General features: G+C 60.7%; 19 protein-coding genes and 1 tRNA gene. 11 read left to right on the top strand and 9 right to left on the bottom strand.

Annotated elements, in window-relative coordinates; all coding sequences use genetic code 11:
- Positions 1-124 precede the first annotated feature (124 nt).
- The 5 genes from H4W29_RS00265 to hflX all read left to right on the top strand — a co-directional run bounded on the left by H4W29_RS00265 (position 125) and on the right by hflX (position 6,443).
- Positions 125-2,392 (top strand): sensor histidine kinase NtrY-like, encoded by a 2,268-nt coding sequence (locus H4W29_RS00265; RefSeq protein ID WP_192727178.1) that lies wholly within the window; start codon positions 125-127, stop codon positions 2,390-2,392.
- Complete coding sequence (ntrX, locus tag H4W29_RS00260; protein ID WP_192727177.1) at positions 2,382-3,746, top strand: nitrogen assimilation response regulator NtrX; 1,365 nt, start codon at positions 2,382-2,384, stop codon at positions 3,744-3,746. The genes H4W29_RS00265 and ntrX overlap by 11 nt, the downstream gene beginning before the upstream one ends.
- Positions 3,747-3,822: 76 nt before the next feature.
- A complete protein-coding gene (locus tag H4W29_RS00255; protein ID WP_192727176.1) occupies positions 3,823-4,686 on the top strand; it encodes a D-amino-acid transaminase in 864 nt (287 codons plus the stop codon).
- 110 nt (positions 4,687-4,796) lie between these two features.
- Positions 4,797-5,039 (top strand): RNA chaperone Hfq, encoded by a 243-nt coding sequence (hfq, locus tag H4W29_RS00250; protein ID WP_003539403.1) that lies wholly within the window; start codon positions 4,797-4,799, stop codon positions 5,037-5,039.
- A 78-nt stretch (positions 5,040-5,117) separates the two neighbouring features.
- Positions 5,118-6,443, top strand: coding sequence for a GTPase HflX (hflX, locus tag H4W29_RS00245; protein ID WP_192727175.1), 1,326 nt, complete (start codon positions 5,118-5,120; stop codon positions 6,441-6,443).
- 18 nt (positions 6,444-6,461) lie between these two features.
- Here hflX and mazG read toward each other — a convergent pair whose 3' ends face one another.
- From mazG to H4W29_RS00230, 3 genes are all read right to left on the bottom strand, one after another.
- Positions 6,462-7,307: a nucleoside triphosphate pyrophosphohydrolase gene (mazG, locus tag H4W29_RS00240; protein ID WP_192727174.1), complete on the bottom strand. Its 846-nt coding sequence runs from the start codon at positions 7,305-7,307 to the stop codon at positions 6,462-6,464.
- 6 nt (positions 7,308-7,313) lie between these two features.
- A complete protein-coding gene (locus H4W29_RS00235) occupies positions 7,314-7,901 on the bottom strand; it encodes a nucleoside deaminase (protein WP_192727173.1) in 588 nt (195 codons plus the stop codon).
- 93 nt (positions 7,902-7,994) lie between these two features.
- Positions 7,995-8,132, bottom strand: coding sequence for a hypothetical protein (locus H4W29_RS00230; protein WP_192727172.1), 138 nt, complete (start codon positions 8,130-8,132; stop codon positions 7,995-7,997).
- A 49-nt stretch (positions 8,133-8,181) separates the two neighbouring features.
- Here H4W29_RS00230 and cysG point away from each other — a divergent pair, with 49 nt between their 5' ends.
- Genes cysG through H4W29_RS00205 form a run of 5 tightly spaced genes read left to right on the top strand, consistent with a single transcriptional unit; the run spans position 8,182 to position 13,389 of the window.
- A complete protein-coding gene (gene cysG, locus H4W29_RS00225; RefSeq protein WP_192727171.1) occupies positions 8,182-9,618 on the top strand; it encodes a siroheme synthase CysG in 1,437 nt (478 codons plus the stop codon).
- 1 nt (position 9,619) lies between these two features.
- The gene (locus H4W29_RS00220) at positions 9,620-9,934 is read left to right on the top strand and encodes a DUF2849 domain-containing protein (RefSeq protein ID WP_112547175.1); all 315 of its coding nucleotides are present in this window, start codon (positions 9,620-9,622) and stop codon (positions 9,932-9,934) included.
- An 8-nt stretch (positions 9,935-9,942) separates the two neighbouring features.
- Positions 9,943-11,613, top strand: coding sequence for a nitrite/sulfite reductase (locus tag H4W29_RS00215; RefSeq protein WP_192727170.1), 1,671 nt, complete (start codon positions 9,943-9,945; stop codon positions 11,611-11,613).
- 10 nt (positions 11,614-11,623) lie between these two features.
- Positions 11,624-12,136: a DUF934 domain-containing protein gene (locus H4W29_RS00210; protein ID WP_192727169.1), complete on the top strand. Its 513-nt coding sequence runs from the start codon at positions 11,624-11,626 to the stop codon at positions 12,134-12,136.
- Between the two features lie 41 nt (positions 12,137-12,177).
- Entirely contained in the window at positions 12,178-13,389 is a 1,212-nt protein-coding gene (locus H4W29_RS00205) for a UbiH/UbiF family hydroxylase (protein ID WP_192727168.1), read from the top strand.
- Positions 13,390-13,420: 31 nt separating this feature from the next.
- On the opposite strand, the gene H4W29_RS00200 is transcribed toward H4W29_RS00205, so the two are convergent.
- Complete coding sequence (locus H4W29_RS00200) at positions 13,421-14,170, bottom strand: cytochrome c biogenesis CcdA family protein (RefSeq protein WP_192727167.1); 750 nt, start codon at positions 14,168-14,170, stop codon at positions 13,421-13,423.
- A gap of 539 nt (positions 14,171-14,709) precedes the next feature.
- Between H4W29_RS00200 and H4W29_RS34260 the strand changes: the two genes are divergently transcribed.
- Complete coding sequence (locus H4W29_RS34260) at positions 14,710-14,889, top strand: hypothetical protein (protein WP_246517076.1); 180 nt, start codon at positions 14,710-14,712, stop codon at positions 14,887-14,889.
- A 125-nt stretch (positions 14,890-15,014) separates the two neighbouring features.
- On the opposite strand, the gene H4W29_RS00195 is transcribed toward H4W29_RS34260, so the two are convergent.
- The 5 genes from H4W29_RS00195 to H4W29_RS00175 form a co-directional block, all read right to left on the bottom strand.
- On the bottom strand, positions 15,015-15,284 hold the full coding sequence (locus tag H4W29_RS00195) for a hypothetical protein (RefSeq protein WP_192727166.1): 270 nt from the start codon (positions 15,282-15,284) through the stop codon (positions 15,015-15,017).
- Complete coding sequence (locus H4W29_RS00190; RefSeq protein ID WP_192727165.1) at positions 15,285-15,650, bottom strand: helix-turn-helix domain-containing protein; 366 nt, start codon at positions 15,648-15,650, stop codon at positions 15,285-15,287.
- 103 nt (positions 15,651-15,753) lie between these two features.
- Positions 15,754-15,829: transfer RNA gene (locus H4W29_RS00185), tRNA-Lys, on the bottom strand.
- Between the two features lie 217 nt (positions 15,830-16,046).
- Positions 16,047-18,443, bottom strand: a complete 2,397-nt coding sequence (locus H4W29_RS00180; RefSeq protein WP_192727164.1) for a PIG-L family deacetylase — start codon at positions 18,441-18,443, stop codon at positions 16,047-16,049.
- 33 nt (positions 18,444-18,476) lie between these two features.
- A complete protein-coding gene (locus H4W29_RS00175) occupies positions 18,477-19,694 on the bottom strand; it encodes an ROK family protein (protein WP_192727163.1) in 1,218 nt (405 codons plus the stop codon).
- Between the last annotated feature and the right edge of the window lie 64 nt (positions 19,695-19,758).

Raw genomic sequence — 19,758 nt, 5'->3', positions numbered from 1 at the left:
AGGTCACGCATAGGGTTTTGGACATTCGCCCACGATCGAGTCGTTTGCACGGCGGTTTTCGCGAACCGGCGTTTGGCTGGCTTTTCGCTGGGCGTGGCGGCAATGCCGTCCGAAGAGAGGCTGAATGGACGAAGAAGGGGTATCGCCGGAAACGGCGAATGTGGCGGTGACAACGGTGACCGACCGTCGCGCCCTGTTTGCCGTACCCGGCCTGGTGCTCGCCGGTGGCGCGCTGGTCTGTGCGACCGTCACGCTCTTCGTGCTGCTGGGTGTCACGCCGATTGCCCCGACCTCGCATGTCGTCATCGGCTCTGTCGTCATCAACTCCTTCTTCGTCCTCGGCCTGATCGCGCTGATAGGGCGCGAAGTCGCGCGGCTTTTCAAGGCCCGCACGCGCGGACGCGCCGCTGCGCGGCTGCACATCCGGATCGTCGTGCTCTTTTCGATCGTCGCGATCACGCCGGCGATCCTTGTTGCTATCTTTGCCAGTATCACGCTGAACGCCGGTCTCGACCGCTGGTTTGCACTGAGAACCCAGGCGATCGTCAGCTCGTCCCGCAATATCGGCCAGGCCTACATGCTGGAAAACGCCAGCTATCTGCAGGGCCAGACGGTTTCGATGGCAAACGATCTTGAGCGCAACCGCGCTCTCTACAGCCTCGACAAGACCGGTTTCGGCGAGTTGATGACGCGTCAGGCGAGGGGCCGCGGCCTGCTCGGCGCCTTCCTTGTCGAGCGCGATGGCTCTGTCAATGTCCAGGCCGACATCGCCACGGAAAAACCGCTGCCCGCTATTCCGCAGGATGCGCTGGAAAAGGCGGCTGCCGGCCAGCCGACGCTGATCCCGCCCGGCGTGACCAACCTTGTCGGCGCCATCATCCGGCTGGAATCGATCCCCGGAACCTTCCTCTATACGGTGCGCGCAGTCGACCCCAAGGTCATGAATGCCATGCGCATGATGGAGGAGAACGCCACCGAATACCGTTCGATGGAAGCCGGCCGCGTCTCGCTGCAGATCGCCTTTGCAGTGCTCTACATCGGCTTTGCTCTGATCGTGCTTCTCGCGGCGATCTGGACCGCGATTGCGGTCGCCGACCGTATCGTGCGGCCGATTCGCCTGCTGATTACCGCTGCCGACAGCGTTGCATCGGGCAACATGGATATCGTCGTGCCTGTCCACGCCGTCGATGGCGACGTCGCCAGCCTGTCGCGCACCTTCAACAAGATGATCTCGGAAATCCGCACGCAGCGGGACGAAATCCTTGAGGCGAAAGATGAGGTGGACGATCGCCGCCGCTTCATCGAGGCCGTTCTGTCGGGTGTGACGGCTGCCGTCATCGGTGTCGAGCAGGACCGGCGCATTACCATCGTCAACAGTTCTGCCGAAACGCTGATGGCGCTGCAGGCCGACGAAATGCTCGGCAAGCAGCTGTCGGAAGTCGCGCCCGAAGTGGATCAGGTGCTGACGGAGGCTGCCACACGCTACCGCGGTGATTTCCGCAAGCAGATCGCACTGGTGCGCGGCGGCACGGTGCGCACCCTCAGCGTCCAGGTGACGCGCGAGGAAGTGCGCGATTTAAGCGAATCCTATGTCATCACGCTCGATGACATCACCGACCTCGTTATCGCCCAGCGCTCCACCGCCTGGGGTGATGTCGCCCGCCGCATCGCACACGAGATCAAGAATCCGCTGACGCCGATCCAGCTTTCGGCCGAGCGCATCCAACGTCGTTACGGCAAGCAGATCGACGAGAACGATCGCGCCGTTTTCGACCAGTGCACGGATACGATCATCCGCCAGGTCGGCGATATCGGTCGCATGGTCGACGAATTCTCCGCCTTCGCCCGCATGCCGAAGCCGACCAAGGAACCGAGCGACCTGCGCGCCATCCTTCACGACGCAATCTTCCTGCGCGAGATGGGCAACAACCATATCTCCTTCCTGCAGGAGCTTGGCGAAGAACGGCTGGAAGGCGCCTTCGACAGCCGCATGCTGGGTCAGGCCTTCGGCAATCTCATCAAGAACGCTGTGGAAGCGATCGAGGCCGTGCCGAGCGAGGAACGCGAAGCGCGCAAGATCCTCGTCCGTGCCTCTCTGGACGAAGCGCGCGACCGCTTCACCGTCGATATCATCGACAATGGCCGCGGCCTGCCGGTCGAGAACCGCCACAGCATTCTGGAACCCTATATGACGATGCGCGAGAAGGGCACCGGCCTCGGCCTCGCCATCGTCAAGAAGATCATCGAGGAACATGGCGGGCAGCTCGAACTACACGATGCACCCGCAGATTTTGACCAGGGAAGAGGGGCCATGATCCGGGTGCATCTGCCGCGCCGGGATGTGGCCGCTGCCCCGTCAGCCAATGACAAGGAAAGCGTTTATGGCCTCTGATATTCTCGTCGTCGATGATGAGCATGACATTCGCGAGATCGTTGCCGGTATCCTGTCGGATGAAGGCCACGAAACCCGCATGGCGCATGACAGCGACAGTGCGCTGGCGGCAATTTCCGATCGCGTGCCGCGTCTCGTCTTTCTCGATATCTGGATGCAGGGCAGCAAGCTCGACGGTCTCTCGCTGCTGGACGAGATCAGGACACGCCATCCCGAGCTTCCCGTGGTGATGATATCCGGTCACGGCAACATCGAAACGGCTGTCTCCGCCATCAAGCGCGGTGCCTTTGACTTCATCGAAAAGCCGTTCAAGGCCGACCGCCTGATCCTGATCGCTGAGCGCGCGCTGGAAAATTCCAAGCTGAAGCGCGAAAACGTCGAGCTGAAGCGCCGCGCTGGCGATGCGCTGGAGCTGATCGGCACCTCGGTCGCTGTTTCGCAGCTGCGCCAAACGATCGAAAAGGTGGCGCCCACTAACAGCCGCATCATGATCTTCGGTGCATCCGGCTCCGGCAAGGAACTGGTGGCGCGTATGATCCACAAGAAGTCGATGCGTGCCAACGGCCCCTTCGTGGCGCTCAATGCCGCCAACATCACACCCGACCGCATGGAAGTAGCGCTGTTCGGCACCGAGGGTGCACCAGGGCAGGCGCGCAAGATCGGCGCGCTCGAAGAGGCTCATCGCGGCATCCTCTATCTCGACGAAGTCGGCGAAATGCCGCGCGAAACGCAGAACAAGATCCTGCGCGTACTGGTCGATCAGCAGTTCGAGCGTGTCGGCGGCTCCAAGCGGGTGAAGGTCGATGTGCGCATCATTTCCTCGACCGCTTACAATCTCGAAAGCCGCATCGCCGAGGGCTGGTTCCGTGAGGATCTCTATCATCGCCTGGCAGTGGTGCCGGTGCGCGTGCCGCAGCTCGCCGAGCGCCGTGAGGACATTCCATTCCTCGTCGACCAGCTCATGCGTCAGATTTCCGAACAGGCGGGCATCCGGCCGCGCCGCATCGGTGATGACGCCATGGCCGTGCTGCAGGCCCATGACTGGCCGGGCAATATCCGTCAGCTCCGCAATAATATCGAGCGGCTGATGATCCTTGCCCGCACCGACGGTCCGGATGCTCCGATCACCGCAGACATGCTGCCGACCGATCTCGGTGACATGCTGCCGAAGGTCTCGGCCAAGAACGACTATCACATCATGACGCTGCCGTTGCGCGAAGCCCGCGAGATGTTCGAGAAGGATTACCTGATCGCCCAGATCAACCGCTTCGGCGGCAACATCTCCCGCACGGCCGAATTCGTCGGCATGGAGCGCTCGGCGCTGCACCGCAAACTGAAGTCGCTCGGCGTCTGATTTTTTTCCGGCGCGGGCTCAAGTCGCGCCGGTTCTCTTCTTTTGCCCCAAGCAGGTTTTCCCAAACAGGTTTTCGATGCCAAGAATTGCCTATGTGAATGGACGCTACGTGCCGCATTCCAACGCCATGGTGCACGTGGAGGATCGCGGCTACCAGTTTGCCGATGGTGTCTATGAGGTTTGCGAGGTTCGTCACGGTCTGATCGTCGATCTGACCCGACATCTGAACAGGCTCGACCGGTCGCTCGGAGAATTGCGCATCGCCTGGCCGATGAGCCGTGCAGCGCTGACGCAGGTGATTCGCGAGACGCTGCGCCGCAACCACGTCCGCAACGGCCTTTTCTACCTGCAGGTGACACGCGGCGTTGCCCGCCGTGACCATGTCTTCCCGGCGGACGGCACTCCGCCCTCGATCGTCGTGACGGCCAAGAGCACCGATCCGTCCGTCATCGCCAGGAAGAACGCCACTGGCATCAAGGCGATTACTGTTCCTGACAACCGCTGGGACCGCGTCGACATCAAGTCGGTCGGGCTGCTGTCGAACGCGCTTGCGCGCCAGCAGGCGAAGGAAGCCGGCGCCCAGGAAGCGATCTACATCGATGCCGAGGGCATGGTGAAAGAGGGGGCTGCGACCAATGTCTGGATCGTCGATGCCGATGGTACGCTGGTAACGCGGCCGGCCGACCATGGCATCCTGCGGGGTATCACGCGTACGACTCTCATCGATGTCGCAGCCAAATTGGGGGTCAAGATCGTCGAGCGGAAGTTCTCCGTTTCGGAGATGATGGCAGCCCGCGAGGTCTTCATCACCGCTGCCACAAGCATTTGTTTTCCGGTCGTTTCCGTTGATGGACAGGCGATTGCGAATGGTCATCCCGGAAGCCTTTCGCAGAATATTCGGGAAGCCTTTTTCGACGTTGCGGAAAAGATTACGATTTGATACCAAGATTTGCTGGGCAGGAGGAATGAGGGTGCCACCTGCCTTGCTGGAGAGGTTGATTGATATTCTACCGGCTTGATCAGGCCGGCAATAAAGAAAGAAGCGGCGCGATGGCGGAACGTTCTCAGAATCTGCAGGACTTATTTCTCAATACTGTACGCAAGCAAAAGATTTCCCTGACAATCTTTCTGATTAACGGCGTAAAACTCACAGGCGTTGTCACATCTTTCGACAATTTCTGTGTTCTTCTCCGTCGTGACGGACATTCGCAGCTCGTGTATAAGCACGCGATCTCGACAATCATGCCTGGTCAGCCAATGCAGATGTTCGAGAGCGAAGAAGCAGCGTCCTAACCAAGGCCGGCCGTCATTTCGACACGCGATACAAAGAACGATTCCATCATCCCTGAAGCCGCCAAGCACAGGGATGATATGCGCGCGACTGTCGTCGTGCCGGTGCTGAAATCGCGCTCACGCGGCGGGCAGAGCGAATCGGCATCGACCCGCACGCCGGAAAGCCGTCTCGACGAGGCGACCGGCCTGGCGCAGGCGATCGATCTCGACGTCGTCAACGGCTCGATCGTGCCTGTCAACGATCCGCGCCCGGCTACGCTTCTCGGAACGGGCAAGATCGAGGAAATCAAACATCTTCTGGACGAGCGAAATTCCGGTCTTGTGATCGTTGATCACCCATTGACGCCGGTGCAGCAGCGGAATCTGGAAAAGGAATGGAACGCCAAGGTCATCGATCGGACGGGCCTGATCCTGGAAATCTTCGGCCGCCGTGCCTCGACCAAGGAAGGCACGCTGCAGGTCGATCTTGCGCATCTGAACTATCAGAAGGGCCGCCTGGTCCGAAGCTGGACCCACCTTGAGCGCCAGCGCGGCGGTGGCGGCTTCATGGGTGGTCCGGGTGAAACCCAGATCGAAGCCGACCGGCGCCTGCTGCAGGATCGCATCATCAAGCTCGAACGCGAGCTGGAGCAGGTCGTCCGCACGCGCCAGCTGCACCGCGCCAAGCGCAAGAAGGTGCCGCATCCGATCGTGGCGCTCGTCGGTTACACCAACGCCGGCAAGTCGACGCTGTTCAACCGCATCACCGGGGCGGGGGTTCTCGCTGAAGACATGCTCTTCGCGACGCTGGACCCGACATTGCGCCGCATGAAGCTGCCGCATGGCCGCACCGTCATCCTGTCCGATACCGTCGGCTTCATCTCCGACCTGCCGACTCATCTGGTCGCCGCCTTCCGCGCGACCTTGGAAGAGGTGCTGGAGGCCGATCTCGTTTTGCATGTTCGCGACATGTCTGATGTGGACAATCAGGCCCAGAGCGCTGACGTGCTGCGCATCCTGAATGACCTCGGCATCGATGAGGCCGAAGGCGAGCGCCGCATTCTCGAGGTCTGGAACAAGATCGACCGGCTCGAGCCCGAAGCCCATGACGCCATGGTGCAGAAGTCCTCCGGCATGAAGAATGTCATTGCCGTTTCCGCCATCAGCGGCGAGGGCGTGGACAGGCTTATGGATGAAATCAGCCGCCGTCTATCCGGCGTCATGACGGAAACGACTGTCACGCTGCCGGTCGACAAGCTGGCGCTATTACCCTGGCTTTACGACCATGCCGTCGTCGACAGCCGCGAAGACAATGAGGATGGCTCAGTGACGCTGGACCTCCGCCTGTCCGAGACGGAGGCTGCCGAACTCGAGCGCCGCATCGGCAATGGTGCGAAGCCTGCCAAGGAAGACTGGGAGCGATAATCCCAATTGGGCGAAGTTTCACTCCGCCCCGGCTACGACAGCCCGCTCGATTGCCTTGGCCGCCTGCCAGATCTCTTCCATCCGCTCCAGGCTGGCCGCTTCCAGGCTCTCGCCCTCTGCATCAAGAACCGTCTCTATGTGATTGAATCGGCGCCTGAACTTCGTGTTCGTTCCGCGCAGTGCTTGTTCCGGATCGGCCTTCACATGCCGACCGATATTGACGACAGCGAAGATCAGGTCGCCGAGTTCGTCGCTGACCTTTGACTTATCGCCCTCACGCAGCGCAACGCGTAGCTCATCGACTTCCTCCTCGATCTTGTCGAGGATCGGTTCGGGCGCCGACCAATCGAAGCCGACCTTGGCCGCACGTTCCTGTAGCTTCAGCGCCTCGGTCAGCGCCGGAAAGCTGCGTTGCACCGAGCCGAGGAAGCCGGCCTTGAAATCTTCTGTCATGCCGCGTCGCGCCCGGCGCTCGGCGCGCTCCCGCTTCTCTGCCTGCTTGATCTCGTCCCACTGCTTCTTCACGGCGTCGGGCGTGTCGGCATCCGAACGGGCAAACACATGCGGATGGCGGCGGATCATCTTGCGGGTAATGGCTTCCACGACATCGCCGAACGAGAACTCTCCGGCTTCCTCGGCCATGCGCGCATGAAAGACCACCTGCAGCAGCAAGTCGCCGAGTTCATCGCAGAGATCGTCCATGTCCTTGCGCTCGATCGCGTCGGCAACCTCATAGGCTTCTTCGAGCGTATAGGGTTTGATGCTCTCGAAATCCTGCTCGATGTCCCACGGGCAGCCGCTCTCGGGATCGCGAAGTGCCGCCATGATTTCGATCAGGCGTGAAATGTCTTTCGAAGGTTCCATGGTCTCTCAGTTCAGCGGAATGTCGTTGGCGCTCTTGGTGGCCTGATAGGTGTTGGAAAGGGCGTCATAGCGGGATTTGATCCGCGCTGTCTGTGCCCTGAGTTCGGCCTTCAGTACAGCATCCTCGGTCTCGACGAGATCGGCAATCGCAAAGCTATTCCAGAAAACATTTTGCCGCCTGTAGCCGCCCGGCTCGAGCCCGAAGACTTCCTTCAGAATCTTCAGATCGTGCGGGATAGCAAAGCTGTCGCGCGAATCCTCGTGGCTGAAGAAATAATAGAAATTATCGAAGCCGGCCCAGGTGATCGCCGACATGCACATGGTGCAGGGTTCATGCGTGGAGAGAAAGATCAGGTCCTTCGTCGGCGGCTTGTCGTTGAGCTCGTAAAATCGCTTTAGCGTGTGCACTTCGCCGTGCCAGAGCGGATTTTCGAGCTCGTTATTGGTCTCAGCGACGACGAGCGCAAGATCGGATTTGCGCAGGATCGCTGCTCCGAACACCTTGTTGCCGGAAGCGACCCCAAGTTCCGTCATCGGCAGGATGTTATCCTCCATGACCTGCAGAAGGCGGGAGGCGATTGTCTTTTCAGGCATGAAATTCTCCTGTTTCACCTATCTTATCGCCCGGCGGAATGAAGCGGAACGGATAAGTCCGGCACCGGAGACTTTGCCACAGGCTTTATCGCTTCATCCTTTGGGCAAAAAGCTGCGATAACGGCTCAAGATATGTGGTTTTTGCGCCGCACGGGTCAGTTTTCTCAAATCATTGATCAAGCGGGTAAAAGAATACGCGACTGGCCGGCCTTTGGAATTCTGTTTCTTCATTCGCGTGTCCGGAGAATGCATATTCGGAGAACTTCGAAGTGGATTGAGAATGCCTCCCAGGACTGAACAGCTCTCGATATTTCCCGCCTTCTTTCGCGTGGAAGGTCGGACTGCGGCCGTTTTCGGCAATGGCGATGAAGCTTTCGCCAAGGCCCGCCTGCTCTTGAACACGCAGGCGCGCATTATTGCACATGCCGACCGCCCGGAAGCCGATTACCACGCTTTTCTGATTGCCAACCGCATCGAGACTGTCCGCGAAGCTTTTGCGCCTGAACAGGTCGAGGGCGCGGTATTAGTCTTTGCGGCAACCGGTGACGCCGAACAGGATCGTCGTATCGTCGATGCCGCGCGCGCCGCGAAGATCCCGGCCAATGCTGTCGACCAGCCTGACTATTGCGATTTCTACACGCCCGCTCTCGTCAATCGTGCGCCTGTTGCCGTTGCGATCGGCACCGAAGGGGCAGGGCCGGTGCTGGCGCAGATGATCCGCGCCCAGATCGATCAGCTCCTCTCGCCCTCGCTCGGCCGACTCGCCGCTCTTGCGACCAGCTATCGCAAGGCCGTCGAACACCTCGTTCCCCGTGGCGTTTCCCGCCGCATCTTCTGGCGTCGTTTCTTTTCCGGCCCAGTCGCCGATGCTGTCGCTAACGGCAACCTGCCGCAGGCCCGCCGCGCCGCCAATGGTCTGTTGCGCTCGCTGGATCGCGTTGAAGGCCATGTTTGGCTGGTCGGCGCCGGCCCCGGTGCCGAGGATCTCCTGACCTTGCGTGCCCAGCGTGTGATGATGGAAGCCGATGTCATCGTCTACGATGCGCTCGTACCGCAGGCGATTGTCGATATGGGCCGCCGCGATGCCGAGCGTCTTTCTGTCGGCAAGCGCAAGGGCTGCCATTCGAAGTCTCAGGAAGAGATCAACGATCTCTTGGTCGATCTCGGCCACCAGGGTAAACGCGTCGTACGCCTGAAGAGCGGCGATCCACTGGTCTATGGCCGGGCAGGGGAAGAGATGGCAGCGCTACGCGCGGCCGGCATCTCCTATGAGATCGTGCCCGGCATTACGTCGGCATTTGCTGCCGCTGCTGATTTCGAGCTGCCGTTGACGCTTCGCGGCGTTGCCTCCTCGCTGGTCTTCACGACCGGACATGATCTGACCGGTGACGTGCTCCCGGACTGGGCAAGCCTTGCCGTATCGGGTGCCACGATCGCCGTCTATATGGGCCGTACCGTTGCGGCTTCTGTCGCCGAACGGCTGATGCAGGCAGGTATTCCCTCTGAGACCACGGTTGCCGTCATCGAGAATGCGAGCCGCGCCGACCGCCGCCTGTTGCACGGAACCCTGCGCGATCTTCCCGACCTGCAGCATCGTGACGAATTGATTGGCCCGGTCATGGTCATTATCGGCGATGCCGTCGCGGGTGCCAATTTCGAACTGTCCGAACCGCTGGTGCGTGAACGCATCCGGTTCGATGAACTTGCAAGGAGCTGACATGGTAGACAAGGTTCTGACCGCCAACCGACTGGGCGATGGCATCGCCGTCTGGCTGAACGCCAATGGCGAATGGGTGACCTCGTTGCAGGAGGCACTCGTTGCCCGTCATGCCGAAGCTGTCGCTGCCCTTGAGGAGATCGGCAAGAAGTCCTATGCCGACAATAAGGTCGTTGATGTTGCCGTAGTCGACGTCCAGGAAACCAACGGCCAGCTTTGGCCGCTGCGCCTGCGTGAGCGCATCCGCGCCCAGGGGCCGACGATGGAATATGCGCCCGGCTACAAGCCGGCCGATCCCGAATTCATTGCAGTCTGAGGAAGACGATGTACCGTTACGACGAATTTGACCACGCCTTTGTCGCCGAGCGCGTCGAGCAGTTTCGCGATCAGGTCCAGCGCCGCCTTTCCGGCGAACTGGCAGAGGACGCATTCAAGCCGCTGCGCCTGATGAACGGCGTCTACCTGCAGCTTCATGCCTACATGCTGCGTATTGCCATTCCCTATGGCACGCTGAGCTCGCGCCAGATGCGCATGCTCGCACACATTGCCCGCACCTATGATCGCGGCTACGGCCATTTCACCACGCGTCAGAACCTGCAGTTCAACTGGCCGAAACTGTCGGACATGCCCGACGTTCTGGCTGAGCTTGCAACCGTCGAGATGCACGCCATGCAGACGTCGGGCAACTGCATCCGCAACGTGACGGCAGACCATTTCGCTGGTGCCGCCGCCGACGAAGTCGCCGATCCGCGCCCCTATGCCGAGATCCTGCGCCAGTGGTCTTCCGTCCATCCGGAATTCTCCTTCCTGCCGCGCAAGTTCAAGATCGCGGTAACAGGTGCCGAGCGCGACCGCGCTGCCATCCAGGTCCACGATATCGGCCTGCATCTGAAGAAGAACGACAAGGGCGAGATCGGCTTTGCCGTCTATGTCGGTGGCGGTCAGGGCCGCACGCCGATGGTCGCCAAGCTGATCCGCGACTTCCTGCCGGAAGAGGACCTCCTGTCCTACACGACAGCCGTCATGCGCGTGTACAACCTGCACGGCCGCCGCGACAACAAGTACAAGGCCCGTATCAAGATCCTTGTCCATGAGACCGGCGCCGAAGAACTCGCCCGTCAGGTCGAGGTCGAATTTGCGCAGCTGAAGGATTCCGAGCTGAAGCTGCCGGAACAGGACGTCCAGGCCATCACCGCCTATTTCGCGCCGCCGGCCCTGCCCGAACGTGCTGAAGGCTGGGAAAACCTGGCCCGCTGGAAGAAAGCCGATCCGGCTTTTGCCCGTTGGGTTCATCAGAATGTCCAGCCGCACAAGAACCCCGATTACGGCATGGTGACGATCTCGTTGAAGCCGATCGGCGGCATCCCGGGTGACGCCTCCGACTCGCAGATGGATGCCATTGCCGATATCGCCGAGGAATATGCCTTCGACGAAATCCGAGTCAGCCATGAGCAGAACCTCATCCTGCCGCATGTGGCGCTCGCCGATCTCGAAGTTGTCTATCGCGGCCTCGTAGCGATCAATCTCGCCGAAGCCAATGCCGGCCTGATCACGGATATCATTGCCTGTCCCGGGCTGGACTATTGTGCGCTTGCCAATGCCCGCTCCATTCCGGTCGCGCAGGAAATCTCTCGCCGTTTCGGCGACCCGGCCCGTCAGGCCGAGATCGGTGAGCTGAAGATCAAGATCTCCGGCTGCATCAATGCCTGCGGTCATCACCATGTCGGCCATATCGGCTTGCTGGGTGTGGAGAAGAAGGGTGCCGAACTCTACCAGATCACGCTCGGTGGTTCTGGTGACGAGCACACGTCAATCGGCGAAATCATCGGTCGCGGCTTCGAGCCTGAGAAGGTGACGGACGCGATCGAGACGATCGTTGACACCTATCTCGGCCTGCGTCTCGATCCCTCGGAAATCTTCCTCGCCGCCTACCGCCGCGTCGGTCCGCAGCCTTTCAAGGATGCGCTCTACGGCTCGGCAGCGGAAGCGGCATAAGGAGGGGATGATGACGAAGATCTGGAGAGAAACCGGTTTTGTCGAAAACGATCCCTGGGTGATCGAGACCGACGAAGTGAAGGCGACGAGCGATCAGAAGCCGCTGTTGACGCTCGACGAGCTGATCGCCACGGCGGATGAGAGCAATGACGTCGGCTTCGGCGTGGTCATCAGGCCGGCGGACGATGTCTTGAAGCTGGAACCCTATCTCTATCGCCTGGAGATCGTGGCTGTCGCATTCCCGGCCTTCAATGACGGCCGCGCTTTCAGCCATGCGTCGCTGCTCCGCCAGCGCCTCGGTTACACCAACGAACTGCGTGCGGTCGGCGATGTGCTGATCGATCAGGTGCCGCTGATGCTGCGCGTCGGCATCGACAGTTTCGCCGTCACCAACGAGACGGCAATCCGCCGCCTGTCGGAAAAGCGCCTGCCGTCTATTCCGCATCATTATCAGCCGGCGGTGCGTGACGCCGAAGCCGGCAAGGGCTATAGTTGGCGCCGTCAGGCAAAGCCGGCCGCCTGAGGCTGCCGGTTCTGCCGTCTTGTTGATGACGGAACGATAGCATGAGCAAATTCGAAGTGGCGGTGATTGGTGGGGGTCTCGCTGGCATGATCGCTGCAGTCGCCCTGGCGCGCGGCGGCCGTAACGTGGCGCTGGTCGCCCCTCCATCTCCCAAGGAGGATCGCCGCACCACGGCCCTGATGGACCAGTCGATTCGCTTTATGGGTCGGCTGACGCTTTGGGAAAAGCTTCGTTCCGCTGCCGCACCGCTCGCCAGCATGCGCATCATCGACGGCACCAACCGTTTGCTGCGTGCGCCGACGACGACCTTCCGCTCCGCCGAAGTCGGGCTGGATGCCTTCGGCTATAATTTCCCGAACAGGGCATTGATGGATGTGCTCGAAGCTGCGGTGGCCGCTGAGGGCAATATCACCCGTTTCACCGACATGGCCGAGACGATCGGGATCGCTCCGGAATCTGTAACGATGACGCTTGCAGGCGGCGAAGAGATCAGTGCCGATTTTGCTATCGGCGCTGATGGCCGCAAATCGAAGCTCCGGGAGACGGCGGGCATCGACGTGCGCACCTGGTCCTATCCGCAGTCGGCCATGGTGCTGAACTTTGCGCATACGCTGCCGCACCAGAATATCTCCACAGAGTTCCACACGGAGCACGGGCCCTTCACCCAGGTACCGCTGCCGGGCAACCGCTCGAGCCTCGTCTGGGTACAGAATCCCTCGGATGCCGCAGCCCGCGTCGAGCTGTCGCTCGCCGAACTCGGCAATGTCGTGGAAGAGCGCATGCAGTCCCTGCTCGGCAAAGTCACTGTCGAGGAGGGCGTGCAGATCTGGCCGCTATCGGGCATGATGGCGCATCGTTTCGGAAAGGGCCGGATCGCGCTGATCGGCGAGGCCGCGCACGTTTTCCCGCCAATAGGCGCACAGGGCCTCAATCTCAGCCTTCGCGACATCATGGCTCTGAGCGATCTTCTGAGCTCGCGCGCGGAACTCCCTATTCCTGCCGATGCGGGTACTAGCTTTGACCGTAAGCGCCGCGCCGATATCATGACGCGCACGGCAAGCGTCGACCTCCTGAACCGTTCGCTGCTCTCCGATTTCCTTCCCGTTCAGATGCTGCGTGCCGCAGGCCTGCATGTCCTGTCAGCCATCCCACCGCTGCGCAACATCGTCATGCGCGAAGGCATCGAGCCGGGCCGCGGCTTCCGCGATATTCCCGATGCGATCAAGGAACGGCTAAAGCGGAAGAAAGCCTGATTTGTTGCAATATACTGGCTGAGCCTTGCGCTCAGCCGATTTGCATGAGGATTGGGAACGTCTGCTGGAACCATATGGCGACGTTGCTGACCCAGCCAAGCAGGAAGGCAAGACCCGTCAGCACGAGGAAGACGCCCATGATCTTCTCCACCGTGCCGAGATGCCGGCGGAAGCGCGACAGGAAGCGCATGAAGGCCCCGGAAAAGCCGGCAGCAATCCAGAAGGGAACGGCAAGGCCGAGCGAATAGACAGCAAGCAGCCCCGCACCGGAACCAACCGTTTCACGCGATGCGGCAACGCCGAGGATCGCCCCGAGCACCGGCCCGATACAAGGCGTCCAGCCGAATGCGAAGGCCAGCCCCATTACGTAAGCGCCCGTCAGCGTCGCCGGCTTGCCGTTGCCTTGAAAGCGCGCTTCCCGCGCCAGTAGGCCGATTCGGAAAATCCCAAGAAAATTCAGCCCCATGACGATGATGATCAGACCGCCGATCTTGGAGAGCAGATCGAGGTGCTGGCGCAGCACCATGCCGATGGTCGAGGCACCGGCGCCGAGCGCCACGAAGACAGTCGCAAAGCCAAGCGTGAAGAAAAGCGCCGAGAAAAGCACGCCGCGCCGCACATCCGGTGCCGCAGCAACCGTGCCGCCGCCGCGGAACTGCTCGACCGAAATGCCCGCCATATAACAGAGATAAGGCGGAACGAGTGGAAGCACGCAAGGCGACAGGAAGGAAAGCGCTCCGGCAAGCAGCGCGCTCCAAAGGGAAATATCGGCAATCGACACGCATTCTCTCCGGCAGCAGTCTGAGCGATGTTCCTAGCGCCGCAAAGGGGTGATTGCCAATCACCTTTTTGCGCTGAGCGCAACCGGCCGGATCTCCAAATTGCCGCAGGTCTTGAGGTAGCTCCATCCATCCCAACGCGGGACAGGGCATGTGGATATTAACCGCGCGCTAACCATCTTTGGCTCTGTGAATGGATCGACTCGGGCGTGACCGATGGTATTGCCCGGCATTTGCAGGCACCCCACTGCAAATGCCGGGAGGTCTGGCCGGCGGACATACGAGGCCGACGCCGGATCTCTCGCTACTTCATCCGGCCTGCTCGCTACCGCGGCCGAGAGCAAGCTTGTGATGTCGTTTAGTTGCGATGACTGCTTGGTGCTGGTATGCGCTACAGGGTCAGCCCGAAAATCGGGATCGATTTTCGGAAAGCCTGATGCGTAGATTCAAAGAGTTAGAGCGTCCTTTGTGCGTCCGAATGGACGCACGGCGCTCTAGCGTGAGAGATTGACGCCAGAACATCCACCGAGGAGAAACATTGATGAGCAGATTTCGGGCATTGGTAGCCGCCGGAGGGCTGATCGGCATCTCGCTGCTCACGGCATGCGCAACTCCCCCGAACTCATACGGCTCCGCCTCAGGCTACGTCCCGGGAGATTCGATGAATCGCGCCTGTGAAGATGGCTTCAGGCCCAGAGATGGTCGCTCCTGCAGCTACTGAGGGCGAGTATTGCGAATCGCATTGATAAGCTTCCGGCATCAGTGCCGGAAGCTCCAGGTCTCCTCAATGCGGCAGTGCACGGATTGGCAGGCCGCGACGAGAGGCCAGGGAACGGGTCGATCCCATCAATGTACAAGCGGCTCATCCTCATCGAGAAAGCTCCGCACGCCGTCTCGTTCGGCGGTGGCCAGAAACTCTTCCCAAGCTTCGAGATCCGTAGGGAATTTGTCTTCCCAGGTCGTCACGACTTCGGTCTGCGAGATGACCTCGAGAGTCCAATCGCCATTGGTGCCCGCCGGCCGATGTATATCGACGAGTACGGTTACGCCGTCGTCTTCGAACTCGCCGGAGAAATCGGAATGCTCGAGCTTTGGTTCTTTGGGTGTTTTCGCCATTTAACCTCCAGCACCAGGAGGTGCATCGTTCTCATAAAACTCGCGATACTGAATCGTCTCGCGTTCTTGCATGTCAATCGACGCGCCGGCAGGCTGCGTCAGGCGCACTCCTGGGCCGCCTGAACCGGAATAGTTCCCGTCCAGGAAGGTAATGCCGCCAGCTTCCAAAACCCCAATGACTGAAGCGACATTGTTGCGCATACCTTCAGCGGCGCCTTCACTGGCCTCCATACGTCGCAGGGTCGGAGCAGATATATTTGCCCTGCTGGCCAGCTCGACCTGACCGATTCCCAGCAAAGCACGAGCGGCCGCCAATTGTCGGCCGGTTATATGATCAAAATCGTCCATTGGGGAAATATCGCTCAATGCTCTCCGTCGGCAAGATTTGCTATCAGTTTGAGCGAAACTAATCAACGAATGGAACAGCATCGGCTCGTTGTATGAGCCACAAGCCCCGAAAAGAGGATTGTGGTGAGAGCGTCGGGGTTCGAACCCGAGACCTACTGATTAAAAGTCAGTTGCTCTACCGGCTGAGCTACGCTCTCACTCTCCGCGGTGCGAAGCACCCCGGCCGGAAGTGCGCGGAACATATGCAGGCGACCTATCGCGGTCAACCGAAAAAATCCTCTTATTGACGCATCCAGCACATTTCTTACGTGCTTGCCATCATAGGGGCGGTGTTGCAGCATTGAAACATCCAAGTGCCGTCTTCAGGCGCCGGAGAGTCCGTCAGGTATGACGACTGCATCCATCCCAGTCGCCTCAGGCGGGTTGCACGAGATTGGCAACCAGCCGGAAAACGCCCGGAGTCAATTTGTCGAGCTGGTGATGCAGTACAAGGCTCGTATGCGTATGCCGCCCCTCGCCGATTTCAGCTGATATCAAGGCACCCTTGAGCGGCTGCTCCTCAGGGTCATGCATGGCAAGCAGCGGTACATAGGCATCGTCCCAGCGGGCAGCGAAATAGAGGCCACGCTCCTTGTCCCAACCATCCCAGTCCGCCGAGGTAATCCTGTTCGGACCCCGCAGCAGCGGATGATCAGGCTCCAACACGGTCACCTCTGCCGTCGGATCAGTCACGCGCCAACGGACCGAGGGCGAGCCGATATCGATCCGTTTCGGCGGCGTGGCAGCCGGTTGCCAGCCATCAACAGGGCGATGATAAAGCGTCAACAGATGGCCGCCCTCTTCGACGAAGCGATGCAGGCGCGCGGTTGCAGCTGCCAGATCCTTGCGGATGCCGAAGGCAAAGATGCCGACGACGATGGTCGTGAAGTGCGAGAGATCGCCGGACAGGGCCTGCGCATCGAGTTCGGTGACATCGAGCCCCATGCGGCCAAGCCAGAGCCCAACACGATCCGCACCGCCACCGACATAGCCGATCTTGGCGCCTTCGGGCAGTTTGAGGTCGAGCGCCAGAACACGCAGCAGTTCTGGCTCACGGAAGCTGGTGCGGCCGATATGCGGATAGGCGATCGGCGAGATGCGCATCGCCGGCTGTCCGTCGACAAGTGGTGAAATGGTGACGAGGCCGGGCACTATCGAAGCGGGAGGCGAAAGCGTAAGCGCGCCGTCAGTCTCCTTGATCGCCCAGCCAGCCGGCGCGGAAAAGCCGACACGTCCCGCAGACGCAGCCTTGATCGTCAGTTCCGGCCTCTCGCCATCCGCGGGAATGATGAAGGCATTGGGCTGAAGGTTCAGCGAGTGCTGCGGGGCGACTGTCAGCGGCTCCTCAAGATCGACGGTTACGATGACCGAGCGACTGCCGATCTGCGCCCTGACATCGACGGATGCATTGCCATTACCGCCGAGGCTCGACCATCCCGGCTGATATTGCCGCGTGAATGGCGCATCGGCTGCCGCTGTCAGCGCATACACGATCCGCTGCGGCAAGGTTTCCTTGAGGCTTGCCGAAACGCCTGCCGGCAATCTCATGTCGGCATCGACAACAGCGGTCCCGGCATTGCCGCTGAGATGAAGGATCAGCGTACCGGTTGCTCCAGGCGAAAGCGCGGCGGGTTCGGCAACCGCCCGGACGAAGACCTGTTCGGCTTCGCAAAGTGCGGCATCGATTTCCACGAGCTTGCGCTGCAGACGATGCCCGTGCGTTTCGAGGAAGGCGTCAGGCGCTTCCTCAAGCGCCTTTTCAACTTGATGTGCCGCCTGCAGCAGCGCATCGACGATGGCGGATCGTTCCGGAAAGCGCTCGATCGCCTTGCCGATTGCGCCATCCGCGCGCATCAGCGCATCGACGACACTTTGCGGCAGCTCCGTTTCGCGGGCGAGATCGGCGAGTGTTGAGGGAAGCGAACCAAAGATGGAGGCTTCCGCGACAGAGCCCTGCGCGCTGAGCTTCAGATGCAGTGGCCATTCGGTATCGCCGATATCGTACCAGCGGCCCATGCCTTGAGAGGCATGGTAATACCGCGACCATTCACCGATATGGTCGTAGCTGACGCCGCTGACAGGTTCGAGATCAGTGGCTTCAAGCGGCAGCGTCATCGCCGGCGGCGGCACCTCGTCGTCATAAGTATCCCCGCCGCCCGACCATGCCGGCAGATAGAATTTCGCAACCTGCCACGTCGTCAGACCCTCGTCGAAATGTTCGGGAAAAGCCGATGGATCAGCGGCAAGTCCAACAGCCGTTTCCGCGGCCCGTGTCATGGCGCGATGGTGCCCATGCTGACCCGGCACGTCGAGGAAGGTCGGCAGCACGATATCGGGACGCTCCGTACGATAGGCCCTCACTAGCCGTTCTACGATACGCTTTTCGCCCCAACGGTCGAAGGTCCGGTCGCCATTCTTGGAAAAGCCGAAATCATGGATCGCATCATCAGGGCCGTGGCCGAGCCAGTGCACATCGGCGTCGAGTTCGCGAGCCGCCTCTTCCATCTCGCGGCTTCGCATGATGCCGAGTGCGCCGAGCCATTCAGGCCCAAGTGCATTCTGCCCGCCTTCTCCGCGCGTCGAGCAGGCGACGATGACGCGCATGCCGAGGCCGAGGCGCAGATAGGCGAGCAGGCCATTATGCTCATCATCGGGATGGGCGCCGGTATTCATGATGGTGATGGTCGAGGTCAGGCGGGAGAGCGCCCGGTGCAGCCGCGTCAGCGAAAGGCTCCGCTTCTGTTTCTCAATACGATCTCGGTCGGTCAGCATGGTTCCTCCATTGGGGCAGACCGGCGGCGCATCTTAAGCTGCGGTATCGGCGGCGGTCGGTGATATGTCGAGTTTGGGGGTGACGGCTTCGAAGAGCGGCAGGGCAGCGGCACCGAGTGCGGCCGTCAATTGACCCGTCTGGCCGCGGATGACGCGCGGAAGCGCGCGCGTGCGCCGGCTGGCGACGGAAACGGGAAGGGTCTGCATAGCCGCGACAATCTCATCGATGACAGCATCGGGAAGCGCACCGCCGAGGATGACTGTCTCCGGATCGAGAACATTTTCCAGCATCGCCACCATCGGCGAAAGATAGTCCGCAGTCTCCGAAATCCATTCCTTCACGACGGGATTGTTCTCCCGATGCAGCACCTCGATTGCCGCAAAATCGGTATCCTCATAGCCGGCCTCGGTGAGCTTCTCCTTCAGCGCATGCAGAGAGACATAACGCTCCAGGCAGCCCCGCTGGCCGCAGGGGCAGGGTTTTCCGCGCGGGGCTACTACGACATGACCGATTTCACCCGCATTACCGAAGGCGCCGCGGAAGGGGGCGCCATCATGGATGAGGCCGAGACCGACGCCGACGCCGAAATAGATCATGCAGAAATTTGAGATGGTGCGGCCCGCACCGAACAGTCTTTCACCGACGGCCGCCGCATTCGCGTCGTTTTCGACGATGACGGTCTCGCCGCTGGCTTCGCTCAGAACAGCGGCCGGATTGATGCTGCTCCAGCCGGGCAGGGTGGTGGGGCCGACCGAGCTCATGCCTTCAATTTCGAAAGGGCCGGGCATGACCACGCCGATGCCGAGAAGCTTTGATGGAAAACGCTTGCGCACCTTCTTCACTTCACCGGCAAAGAGCGGAACGATGCGTTCAGGGTTGGTATTCTCCACCGGCATGATCGTTTCGGAACGGACTTTTCCCGAGAGGTCGAGCACCGTCGTTACCATATGGTCGGCGGCGATTTCGACGCCGATCGTCACCGCTCCGTCAGGATTGACGGCAAACTGGATCGGTGGTTGGCCGCGGCCGGAGCGCAGCCGGCCAATCTCCATCAACAGCTCTTCGTCGACGAGTTCGTCAACGATGTTGGCGACTGCCTGCGCGGTCAGATGTGTCAACTTGGCTATATGCATGCGGCCGAGCGATCCATGCATGCGCACGACATCGAGCACGACACGACGATTGTGGTCGCGGCTGCGCTCGGGGTTCTTGCCCATCGCGATCTGCTGCTTGCCGGATTGCCGTGTCATCTCTCCGCCCTCGTCTCTGCCGATATGGATAGCGCCGATATCATGAAAGGAGCAATAGAATAAT

This window comes from Rhizobium viscosum (genome assembly GCF_014873945.1).
GTDB lineage: Bacteria > Pseudomonadota > Alphaproteobacteria > Rhizobiales > Rhizobiaceae > Rhizobium > Rhizobium viscosum.
The sequence above is the reverse complement of the archived record's forward strand: the minus strand, read 5'-3'. Positions and strand labels throughout refer to the sequence as shown.

What these genes read in the sequence shown, in the direction of transcription:
- H4W29_RS00265 (WP_192727178.1), top strand. Translation starts at nt 125, where the DNA reads ATGGACGAAGAAGGGGTATCGCCGGAAACGGCGAATGTGGCGGTGACA.
- ntrX (WP_192727177.1), top strand. Translation starts at nt 2,382, where the DNA reads ATGGCCTCTGATATTCTCGTCGTCGATGATGAGCATGACATTCGCGAG.
- H4W29_RS00255 (WP_192727176.1), top strand. Translation starts at nt 3,823, where the DNA reads ATGCCAAGAATTGCCTATGTGAATGGACGCTACGTGCCGCATTCCAAC.
- hfq (WP_003539403.1), top strand. Translation starts at nt 4,797, where the DNA reads ATGGCGGAACGTTCTCAGAATCTGCAGGACTTATTTCTCAATACTGTA.
- hflX (WP_192727175.1), top strand. Translation starts at nt 5,118, where the DNA reads ATGCGCGCGACTGTCGTCGTGCCGGTGCTGAAATCGCGCTCACGCGGC.
- mazG (WP_192727174.1), bottom strand. Translation starts at nt 7,307, where the DNA reads ATGGAACCTTCGAAAGACATTTCACGCCTGATCGAAATCATGGCGGCA.
- H4W29_RS00235 (WP_192727173.1), bottom strand. Translation starts at nt 7,901, where the DNA reads ATGCCTGAAAAGACAATCGCCTCCCGCCTTCTGCAGGTCATGGAGGAT.
- H4W29_RS00230 (WP_192727172.1), bottom strand. Translation starts at nt 8,132, where the DNA reads ATGAAGAAACAGAATTCCAAAGGCCGGCCAGTCGCGTATTCTTTTACC.
- cysG (WP_192727171.1), top strand. Translation starts at nt 8,182, where the DNA reads ATGCCTCCCAGGACTGAACAGCTCTCGATATTTCCCGCCTTCTTTCGC.
- H4W29_RS00220 (WP_112547175.1), top strand. Translation starts at nt 9,620, where the DNA reads ATGGTAGACAAGGTTCTGACCGCCAACCGACTGGGCGATGGCATCGCC.
- H4W29_RS00215 (WP_192727170.1), top strand. Translation starts at nt 9,943, where the DNA reads ATGTACCGTTACGACGAATTTGACCACGCCTTTGTCGCCGAGCGCGTC.
- H4W29_RS00210 (WP_192727169.1), top strand. Translation starts at nt 11,624, where the DNA reads ATGACGAAGATCTGGAGAGAAACCGGTTTTGTCGAAAACGATCCCTGG.
- H4W29_RS00205 (WP_192727168.1), top strand. Translation starts at nt 12,178, where the DNA reads ATGAGCAAATTCGAAGTGGCGGTGATTGGTGGGGGTCTCGCTGGCATG.
- H4W29_RS34260 (WP_246517076.1), top strand. Translation starts at nt 14,710, where the DNA reads ATGAGCAGATTTCGGGCATTGGTAGCCGCCGGAGGGCTGATCGGCATC.
- H4W29_RS00195 (WP_192727166.1), bottom strand. Translation starts at nt 15,284, where the DNA reads ATGGCGAAAACACCCAAAGAACCAAAGCTCGAGCATTCCGATTTCTCC.
- H4W29_RS00180 (WP_192727164.1), bottom strand. Translation starts at nt 18,443, where the DNA reads ATGCTGACCGACCGAGATCGTATTGAGAAACAGAAGCGGAGCCTTTCG.
- H4W29_RS00175 (WP_192727163.1), bottom strand. Translation starts at nt 19,694, where the DNA reads ATGACACGGCAATCCGGCAAGCAGCAGATCGCGATGGGCAAGAACCCC.